The following is an 8,575-nucleotide window of genomic DNA, read 5'->3' on the forward strand; positions in this document are numbered from 1 at the left end:
GTGGCCCTCGGGGAACCCGAGACGACATGCCCCCTAAGAGGCGCTCCAGTGGGGTGCGCGGCCGAGGTAGCGCAGGAGGACTGCCACGTCGTCGTCGGCCTGCCCTGGGGCCAGGGCGGCGACGTAGGCGCCGCGGGGGCGCAGCGGCTCGACGATCTCCCTGGCGATCTTGAGGAGGGGGCGGGCCAGCTCGGGCGTGAGCGGCGACGGCCGGCCCGTCGCCACGGCGATGTCCCAGGCGTGGACCGCTGCGTCCAGCCCGCACGCCGCCGAGCCGGACCACGGGGACAGCTTGTGCGGCGGCACCGGCACGGGTACCTCGACGGCGTCCCGGTCCACCCCAGCCCACGCCTTCGCCGCGCGTGCCAGGGCGTCCTCCAGGAACGCCTCCGGGTCCACGCCCTCCATCTCGCCCGACGGGTCGAACGGGTCGAAGTCGGGGCCGGGTTCGCCGGTCAGCCCGGCGGCGTAGCCGATCTGGCCGCCGACGGCGTGCTGGAAGACCTGGGCGACGGTCCAGCCCTCGCAGGGCGTCGGCAGGCGCCAGCCGTCGGCGGGGACGGCGCGGACCGCCGTACGCAGTGCTGCGTGGGAGGCGTCCAGGACGTCCCAACCGCTGGAGATCACGCCATCGCTCATCGGAGAGTTCCCTTTCGTGGTGCCCTGACAGTGATGAATGGTGTCGTCATGCGTCCGAGCCGGGGCAGCAACTGCGTGACGTCGCCCACGGTTTCCGCCGGTCATCGACACCGCGAGCGGGACCCCCGGCCCGTCGGTGACGGGTGCGTCCGTTCCTGGGCCGAGGTCGCCCCTCCGGGATCCACGTGCGTGCCGGGCACGTCCCGGATTCAGTGGTCGATCACCAGGCGACCGCACCGTGACGGTCACGGAAGGTTCCGGTCGGTCCGTCCGTCCCGATGGTGGCGAGTTCGACGATCGCGTCGGTGCCCTCGGTCACGGTCTGCGGGCCGCTGTGTCGGTTGAAGTCGGTCGCGGTGTAGCCCGGGTCGGCCGCGTTGACCTTCATGTCCGGCCAGGACTTCGCGTACTGCGTGGTCAGCATGGTCACGGCCGCCTTCGACGCCGTGTAGAGCGGCGCGAGGTTGCGGCCCTCGGCGCGCTCGGTGTCGTGGGTCAGCGTGAACGACCCCATGCCGCTGGAGACGTTGACGATGACCGGGTGCGCGGACTTGCGCAGCAGGGGCAGGAACGCGTTCGTCACCCGGACGATCCCCACCACGTTGACCTCGAACACCTCGCTGGCGTCGGCGGCCGTGATCTGCTCGGCGGGGCTGTGCGTCCCGAAGACGCCGGCGTTGTTGATCAGGACGTCGATGCTTCCCTCGCGGGCCGCGACGTCGGCGGCGGCAGCGGCCACCGACGCGTCGTCCGTCACGTCGATCTGCACGAAGCGGGCCCCGAGCGCGTCGGCGGCCGCCCGGCCGCGCTCCGGATCACGCGCACCGACGAGGACGGTGTGGCCGGCCTCGATCAGGCGGCGGGCGGTCTCATAGCCGAGGGACTTGTTGGCTCCGGTGATGAATGTTGTCGTCATGCGTCCACTCTCGGCCCGCGACGAGAGGACAACCAGTGCCCCCTGCGACGGTAGGACAGCCAGTACCAGGCACGACGACGGCCCGGCGGACACAATGACGGAGTGGACGAGACCCTGGGCACGGCACTGCACCGCTGGCGCGACCGCCTTTCCCCCGCCGACGTCGGACTGACCTCATGGCCCGGACGACGCGCGGTGGGGCTGCGGCGCGAGGAGCTGGCCGAGCTCGCCGGGCTGTCGGTCGACTACGTGGTCCGCCTGGAACAGGGCCGCGCCACCAGCCCTTCGGCGCAGGTCGTCGCGAGCCTGACCAGAGCACTGCAACTGCAGCCCACGGAGCGCGATCACGCCTACCGGCTGGCCGGCCTCCTGCCTCCCCAGGAGGGAACGGTCTCCACGCATGTCCCGGCCGGGGTCCAGCGGATGCTGGCCCGCCTCGGGGAGTTCCCCGTGGGCGTGTTCAGCGCCGACTGGACCTTGCTGTCCTGGACCCCCGCATGGTCAGTGCTGATGGGCGACCCCAGCGCACGGACACACGACGAGCGCAACCTGGCACGGGCGGTCTTCGCCACAGGGCCCAGCCGGCTCGCCTCCTGGCCCGTGCTCCAGGACGACAACGCCCTGAAACCCGCCCTCATCGCCGACCTGCGCACAGCTCTCGTCGACTACCCCCGCGACCGCGGCCTGACCGACCTCGTCGAGGAACTGCGTTCCGCCAGCGCGGAGTTCGCCCGACTGTGGGACGAGGGCACGGTCGGCCCGCACGTCTCGGCCCGCAAGACCGTCGTACACCCCCAGGTGGGTGAGGTGACCTGCGACTGCGACGTGCTCACCGTCCCGGGCTGCGACATCCGACTCGTCGTCTACACGGTGGCCGCGGGTTCCACCGACGCGGAGAAGCTGGAGTTCCTACGGGTCACGGGCGGCGTCAGCGCCGACGGCTCCGCACCTCCGGGGCCAGGCCTGTTCTCCACGCCGTGACGACGCAACGGCGCCCGCATCGAGAGCACCGAGACGCGTTACGTAGGCAGCGAGTACGTCTTCGACGTCCATCTGCGACGACCCCGGTAGGCATGTCCCACGCCACGTGAGACTGCCGGGCGACGGTCTGTCGGCAGCTCGTCTCGGCGATGCGGCCAACAGCAAAACGGGCTCGGTCTCTGACCCGGGCCTTCCCCATGGAGCGGGTGACGAGAACCGAACTCGCGCTCTCGACTCCCCCAGGCGGCCGCTTACCCCATGCGCAACCGATTGGTTGCGCATGGGGTCCCGGATGTGCAACCTTTGGGTAGCGCATCCGGATGAGATGAGGTTGCAATGATCCCCGACACGATCGAACGCGCCATCCTGATCAATGCCTCCAGGGAACGCGTCTGGTCCGTGCTGAGCGAGCCCGCTTTCCTCGGCCACTGGTTCGGCAATGGAGAGCCGGTCAAGATCGACCTGCGTCCGGGCGGTCTCCTGGTCTTCGACCACGGCATCCACGGCGTCATTCCCGCCCGGATCCAGACAGTCGAGCCGCCGCGCGTCCTGTCCTGGCGGTGGTCCCAAGGCGCCGCAGGTGAGGAGCCGGACGACTCCAACGCCACTCTGGTCGAGTTCACGTTGACCGAAGACGACTCCACGGGAGGCACCCGGCTCACCATGGTCGAGAGCGGCTTCGCGCACCTCGGACTGGCCGCCGACGAGGCCGCCGACCGGCACCGCGCCAACAGCCAGAACTGGCCCGACAAGCTCGACCAACTGCGCGCGGACTGCGAACAGGCCACGGCATGACCCCCACCGCCGAGGGCGAACAGGCCCCCGATGACGTCCTGGCGGCCCTGGCCGACCCGATCCGCCGAGAAGTCCTGGCCGTCCTTGCCCGCGAAGGCGGCGCGACCTCCACGTCCCTGGCGGCGAGCCTCCCCATCACCCGCCAGGCGGTGGCCAAACACCTGGCCGTCCTCGACCGCGCCGGACTGGTACGCGCTCACCGGGCTGGACGCGAGGTCCGCTACGAAGCCGACCTGGAGCCGCTGAGGCGGACAACCCGGTGGATGGACACCCTCGCCACCCAGTGGGAACACCGCCTCAACGCGATCAAGGACCTGGCGGAGGGGGCCACCGGGCCCTGACCCCCGCAGTGCCGCCTCAAAGACCCCTCGCAGTGCGGGGCACTGGATCAGTGCGGTGCAACACCGGATGGCCCAGGCTGGGGAGCATCGCAGCGCCTCGGCGGTGGATCTCATCATCGCCGCCACTGCTGCTCACCATGGCCTGGTTGTCCTCCACGACGATGCCGACTACCGCGCTATCGCTCGTCATGCATCCGACCTGATCGACGCCGGGCCGGGCCCGCCGGCCCCTCTGGTCTGTCGCGCCTTCGGCAGCCACGGGGCGAGTGCGTTGTCGACCTCGCCCGCCACGGTGTCCTTCTCGATCCGTTCGCCGAGCATGGAGCGTCGGAAGAACAAGGGTCCGACGATGTGGGCCATGAGTTGCCTGGCGTGCGCCTCGACGCCGGTGCGGAGTTCGCCGCGTCGGACGGCGGCGCTGAGCGCGTCCGTGAAGTGTCGGCCGACGCGGCCGAACATGTCCTCGCGGATGCGCCGTGCGTTCTCGTCGCGCTCGGCTCGTTCGACGACGGTGGCCATGACGGCCGCGGAGGCCGGTTGGTTGAACCAGTCGGTCTGCCGTTGGAGCTGGGTCGTCAGCTGGTCGCGGACGGGGCTGTCGTCGAAGGCGAACAGGGGGCGGACGCCGTCCGAGAGCGCGTCGACGAGGAGGGTCTGCTGGTCGGGCCAGTGCCGGTAGACGGTGGCGCGGCCGATTCCGGCTCGTCGGGCGACGTTGGCGTGGGTGACGTTCTCGGGGCCGCCCTCGACGAGGAGTTCGGTGGCGGCGGCCAGGGCGGCGGCGCGGCTGCGGAGGGCGCGGGGGTCGTCGTTGGTCCGGGGCATCGGAACACCTCTTCCTGAAATCTGTGAGACGGTTTGACTCGCACCCGCCTCCGATACATACTGTCTCACAATTGGCGGGGCAGACGCCTCGCCGATCGAGCACCGTCAGTCGCAGGTCCGCCGTGGGTCTGCCGCAGGCCCCGAGGAGACGGCTCATGCCCATGAACGAGAACGTCATCGCTCTTCGCTTCACCGACCGTGCCGCCGCCTACCAGGCGCTGGGCGGTCTGAGGCACCTCAGTGCCGTCAACGCCGAGGTCCTTGGCGCCGTACTGATCGAGCGCCTGGAGGACGGCGCGGTGCGCGTCACCGAGGGAGTGGACCGTGTGGCGGAGCGGAACGCGGCGGACGACGCCCGCATCACGCACACCCCGGCTGACGGCGCGGTCATCCTCGCCGAGGTCAGGGAAACCGGCACCGACACCCTGGACATGCTGGCGCTGTGGTACGGCGCAGTCCTGAGGCGCCTCCCGGACGACTCCGCACGCGGTGGGTCACACGCGGTGGAAGGGGCCGCCGGCTGCACCGCGAAGGAAGAAGCGACGGATTGGCGCGACGGCGAGCGCGCCGAAGCCCCGGGAGAGTTCTCGGACGGCGTCGCGGCGCTGAGGCAGATGAGCGCCGCGTAGCGGAGGCGGGCGCCACAGAGGCGGGGCAGCTCCCCCTGCCTCGTGGGGTGAGGGTGGGCCTGATGCAGGCTCACCCTCACCGCTTTCACCCGGTGGGTGCCCTCGACGCTCACTCGCCTTCCGGGTCTTGGTCGACCACCCGGGCGTACTCCGCGCGGCACGGGTGGTCGCGAGTGCCGTGCGCGTCACCGTGGCCGCCGCGAACGTGCAGCCGACGTGGTCGTGGGTGACCCGCGACGGCTCTGCGCGGGAGGCGCGGTACGAACGCACCGACGGCCACGCCACACGACGCCGAACGGCGCGGTTCGGCGAGACCGGCCGGCTGCCGCTCGCCGAGCGGGACGGGGGCCGGCCGCTGCCGGCCGCTGCCGACCGCCGTCCGGCTGCTGTCGACCGCCGTCCGACCGCCGTCCGACCGCCGTCCGGCCGGCGGCGCCGGACTGCGTCGGACCGCGTCGGACCGCGCCGGACTGCGTCGGACCGCGTCGGACGGTCACGCGTTCGGCAGCCAGGGCGCGAGCGCGGCGTCGACCAGGCTGACCACCCAGTCCTTCTCAAGGTGTACGCCGAGCAGGAAGCGCTGGAAGAGCAGCGGTCCGATGATGCGGGCGATGAGATCCGTGGCATGCTCCTGGGCGCCGGGGCGGAGTTCACCGCGTTCGACTGCGGCAGCCAGTGCGCGGGCGAAGCCCTCGTCGGCCTGGCCGAAGATTTCCTCGCGGATGCGCCGTGCGTCCTCGTCCCGCTCGGCCCGCTGGATGATCGTGGCGAGGACCGACACGGAGTTCGGCTGGTTGAGCCGATGGGCCATCTGTTCCGCCTGGGTCGTCAGCTGGTCGCGGACGGGGCTGTCGTCGAAGGCGAGCAGAGGGCGGATGTCGTTGGCGAGTGCGCCGATGAGGAGGGTCTGCTGGTCGGGCCAGTGCCGGTAGACGGTGGCGCGGCCGATTCCGGCTCGTCGGGCGACGTTGGCGTGGGTGACGTTCTCGGGGCCGCCTTCGACGAGGAGTTCGGTGGCGGCGGCCAGGGCGGCGGCGCGGCTGCGCAGGGCCCGGGGGTCGTCGTTGGTCCGGGGCATCGGAACACCTCATTCTCGTCATGCTCGGCAACTTGTGAGACGTGTTGACTCACAACCTCTGTTCGATACATACTGTCTCACAGAAGGGGGTGGAAGTCCCGCCGAAAGCCGGCGCCGTGGCCGTCCACCCTCAGACCTGGGCCCGTTGCGGGTCCGCCGACAGAAGGGGAGCTCATGTCCGTGAACGAGAACGCCGTCACCCTGCGTTTCGCCGATCGTGCAGCCGCCTACCAGGCGCTCAGTGACCTGAAGTACCTCAGCCCCGCCACGACGGAGGTCCGTGCCGCCGTTCTGATCGAGCGTCTCGAGGACGGCGCGGTGCGTGTCCCGGAGGGAATGGACACCGAGGAGGGGCGCAACACGGCGGTCGGCGGGCTGGTCGGCTCGCTGGTCGGCATCCTCGGCGGACCCCTCGGCGTCCTGATGGGCTGGGGCGTCGGCGCGCTGATCGGCGGAGGCCGCGACTACAAGCGGGCCGAAGAGACCACCACCGCCGTCGGCGCCTTCGTCCAGCACGTCCCCCCTGGCGGAACGGCCCTCCTGGCCGAGGTCAGGGAGAGCGACACCGAGGCCCTGGACCTTCTGGCCATGCGGTACGACGCGGTCCTGGAGCGCTGCCCGGCCGACGACGTACGAGCCGAGCTGAAGGCCATGGAGGAGGCCGCCGAGCGGATCCGCAAGGAGGAGGCGAAGGGCAAGCGTGAGCACAAGCGCGCCCAGGTGGCGAAGAAGTTCGAGGACCGCGTGGCGAGGCTGAAGCAGAAGACCGCCGTGTAGCCGGGGCCGGCACCGCAGACGCGGGGCAGCTATCCCCCCTGTCCCGCAAGGTGAGGGCGGGCCACTTCGGCCCGCCCTCACCGCTTTTGCCCCACGGGAGAAGGAATTCCCCGACCGGCGACCGGCGACCGGCGACCGAGGCCGCCTCGGCGCTGCGCACCTGCGGCTCAGTCCCGTGTCCGTGCCTCGCGCCGGTGGTGCGCACCGCTTCCCTGAGGACGGGAAGCTCCCCGGGGCCGGCGGCGGAACCCGACCGACCGCCAGGAGATCGCCGAGCCGCTCGACGTCATCGCCGCCGGCGCGAAGACCTGACCGGTCCGCGGCGCGAAGACCTGACCGGTCCGCGGCGCGAAGACCTGACCGGTCCGCGGCGCGAAGACCTGACCGGTCCGCGGCGCGAAGACCTGACCGGTCCGCGGCGCTACGACCTGACCGGTCCGCGGCGCGGAGACCTCCGTGACCAGTCGGCGGCACCTCTCGACCGAGTCGCCGAGCCCCTCCTGGACCACCTCGTAGGTGCCCCTCCTGGACCACCTCGTAGGCCCTCCTGGGCCACCTCGTAGGGAGGGGAAGGCTCTCCTCGAACGGGAGGTGCGCACGCTCGCGCCGGTCATGATCGGCGACCGCTGCCGCCCTGTCACATCCGGTCGGCGACGAGCGACCAGACCTCCACATCGTGTCGGACGCCGTCCAGCGCCAAGGCCGAGCGCAGTACCCCCTCGCGCTCCATGCCGAGTCGTTTCGCCACTGCGATGCTGCGTATGTTTCCGGTTGCCGCCGACCATTCGACCCGGGACATGCCTCGGGTGCCGAGCGCCCATTCGATCATGAGGCGGGCGGCCCGTGTCACCAGCCCGCGGCCCCGCGCCTCCGGTGCGAGCCACGCGCCCAACGAGCAGGTTCCGTTCCGGGCGTCGAAGGTGGCGAACCCGGCTCCTCCCACGAGCAGGCCGTGGAGCCAGATGCCGTGGACCCGCCTGCCGTCCCGGGCCTGGTCGTCGGCGTAGCCCTGCAGCCAGCGTTCGGCCTTGGCCACATCGTCGATGTCCGTCGCCCAGGGCATCCAGGGAGAGAGATGAGGGCCGGAGCGCACGACGAACTCGTGGAACTCCTTCGCCCGCCAGGGTTCGAGGGCGCGGAGCTCGGCCCCCTCGGTGATGGGCTGACTGAGCATGAGGGCGTCCGATCGACGGTGGGAGTGGAAGCGCGCGGCGCGGCTCAGGCTACCCAGGGCCCCCACGCTTCCGCCTCTCCGGTTGGAGCGCTGAGCTGGGCGAACGGCTGGGCCGCGGCCTCTACGGGCTGGTCTGCTTTCACCGTGGCTCCCCGCTGTCTCCCGCTGGATCTGGTGCGGTTGTGGTGCGGTTGTGGTGCGGGCCCAGGTCACGCCCGTAGGCGGCTAAGATTGCCGGCTTTCCTCAGCAGGCCACGACCTCGGCAGGGCGGCGTCCCAGCGGACCCTTTCAAGAAAAGCCTGTTCCGGCTGCTGTATGTGTGCGTGAGGTTCCCCCGAGATGCGGAGTGTGTTGACAGAGGGTCAGATGGTTCTCATGAGAGGAACATCGACCATGGCCGCCCCCAGAAAGTACTCGCT

At 71.0% G+C, this 8,575-nt stretch carries 10 protein-coding genes and 1 pseudogene; 6 read left to right on the plus strand and 5 right to left on the minus strand.

The window, feature by feature from the left end; genetic code table 11:
* Positions 1–33: 33 nt before the first annotated feature.
* Entirely contained in the window at positions 34–639 is a 606-nt protein-coding gene (locus ACIBAF_RS35550) for a TIGR03086 family metal-binding protein (protein ID WP_399468441.1), read from the minus strand.
* Between the two features lie 220 nt (positions 640–859).
* Positions 860–1,555, minus strand: coding sequence for an SDR family NAD(P)-dependent oxidoreductase (locus tag ACIBAF_RS35555; RefSeq protein ID WP_399468443.1), 696 nt, complete (start codon positions 1,553–1,555; stop codon positions 860–862).
* A gap of 102 nt (positions 1,556–1,657) precedes the next feature.
* Here ACIBAF_RS35555 and ACIBAF_RS35560 point away from each other — a divergent pair, with 102 nt between their 5' ends.
* The 4 genes and pseudogenes from ACIBAF_RS35560 to ACIBAF_RS35575 form a co-directional block, all read left to right on the plus strand.
* Positions 1,658–2,536: a helix-turn-helix transcriptional regulator gene (locus tag ACIBAF_RS35560; RefSeq protein WP_399468444.1), complete on the plus strand. Its 879-nt coding sequence runs from the start codon at positions 1,658–1,660 to the stop codon at positions 2,534–2,536.
* A gap of 336 nt (positions 2,537–2,872) precedes the next feature.
* Positions 2,873–3,331, plus strand: a complete 459-nt coding sequence (locus ACIBAF_RS35565) for an SRPBCC domain-containing protein (protein ID WP_399468446.1) — start codon at positions 2,873–2,875, stop codon at positions 3,329–3,331.
* Positions 3,328–3,672, plus strand: coding sequence for an ArsR/SmtB family transcription factor (locus tag ACIBAF_RS35570; protein ID WP_399468448.1), 345 nt, complete (start codon positions 3,328–3,330; stop codon positions 3,670–3,672). Before ACIBAF_RS35565 ends, ACIBAF_RS35570 begins: the two co-directional genes overlap by 4 nt.
* A gap of 25 nt (positions 3,673–3,697) precedes the next feature.
* A pseudogene (locus tag ACIBAF_RS35575) lies at positions 3,698–3,874 on the plus strand (PIN domain-containing protein); the annotation flags it as partial.
* On the opposite strand, the gene ACIBAF_RS35580 reads toward ACIBAF_RS35575, so the two are convergent.
* Positions 3,859–4,497, minus strand: a complete 639-nt coding sequence (locus ACIBAF_RS35580; RefSeq protein ID WP_399468450.1) for a TetR/AcrR family transcriptional regulator — start codon at positions 4,495–4,497, stop codon at positions 3,859–3,861. The pseudogene ACIBAF_RS35575 and the gene ACIBAF_RS35580 overlap by 16 nt on opposite strands.
* A gap of 155 nt (positions 4,498–4,652) precedes the next feature.
* On the opposite strand from ACIBAF_RS35580, the gene ACIBAF_RS35585 reads away from it, so the two are divergent.
* Positions 4,653–5,126, plus strand: a complete 474-nt coding sequence (locus ACIBAF_RS35585; RefSeq protein WP_399468452.1) for a hypothetical protein — start codon at positions 4,653–4,655, stop codon at positions 5,124–5,126.
* Positions 5,127–5,619: 493 nt separating this feature from the next.
* Here ACIBAF_RS35585 and ACIBAF_RS35590 read toward each other — a convergent pair whose 3' ends face one another.
* A complete protein-coding gene (locus ACIBAF_RS35590; RefSeq protein WP_399468454.1) occupies positions 5,620–6,204 on the minus strand; it encodes a TetR/AcrR family transcriptional regulator in 585 nt (194 codons plus the stop codon).
* 174 nt (positions 6,205–6,378) lie between these two features.
* On the opposite strand from ACIBAF_RS35590, the gene ACIBAF_RS35595 reads away from it, so the two are divergent.
* Complete coding sequence (locus tag ACIBAF_RS35595) at positions 6,379–6,981, plus strand: DUF1269 domain-containing protein (RefSeq protein ID WP_399468456.1); 603 nt, start codon at positions 6,379–6,381, stop codon at positions 6,979–6,981.
* Positions 6,982–7,618: 637 nt separating this feature from the next.
* Here ACIBAF_RS35595 and ACIBAF_RS35600 read toward each other — a convergent pair.
* Positions 7,619–8,155, minus strand: coding sequence for a GNAT family N-acetyltransferase (locus tag ACIBAF_RS35600; protein ID WP_399468458.1), 537 nt, complete (start codon positions 8,153–8,155; stop codon positions 7,619–7,621).
* Between the last annotated feature and the right edge of the window lie 420 nt (positions 8,156–8,575).

It is taken from the genome of Streptomyces sp. NPDC051677, assembly GCF_044453465.1.
Classification (GTDB): domain Bacteria; phylum Actinomycetota; class Actinomycetes; order Streptomycetales; family Streptomycetaceae; genus Streptomyces.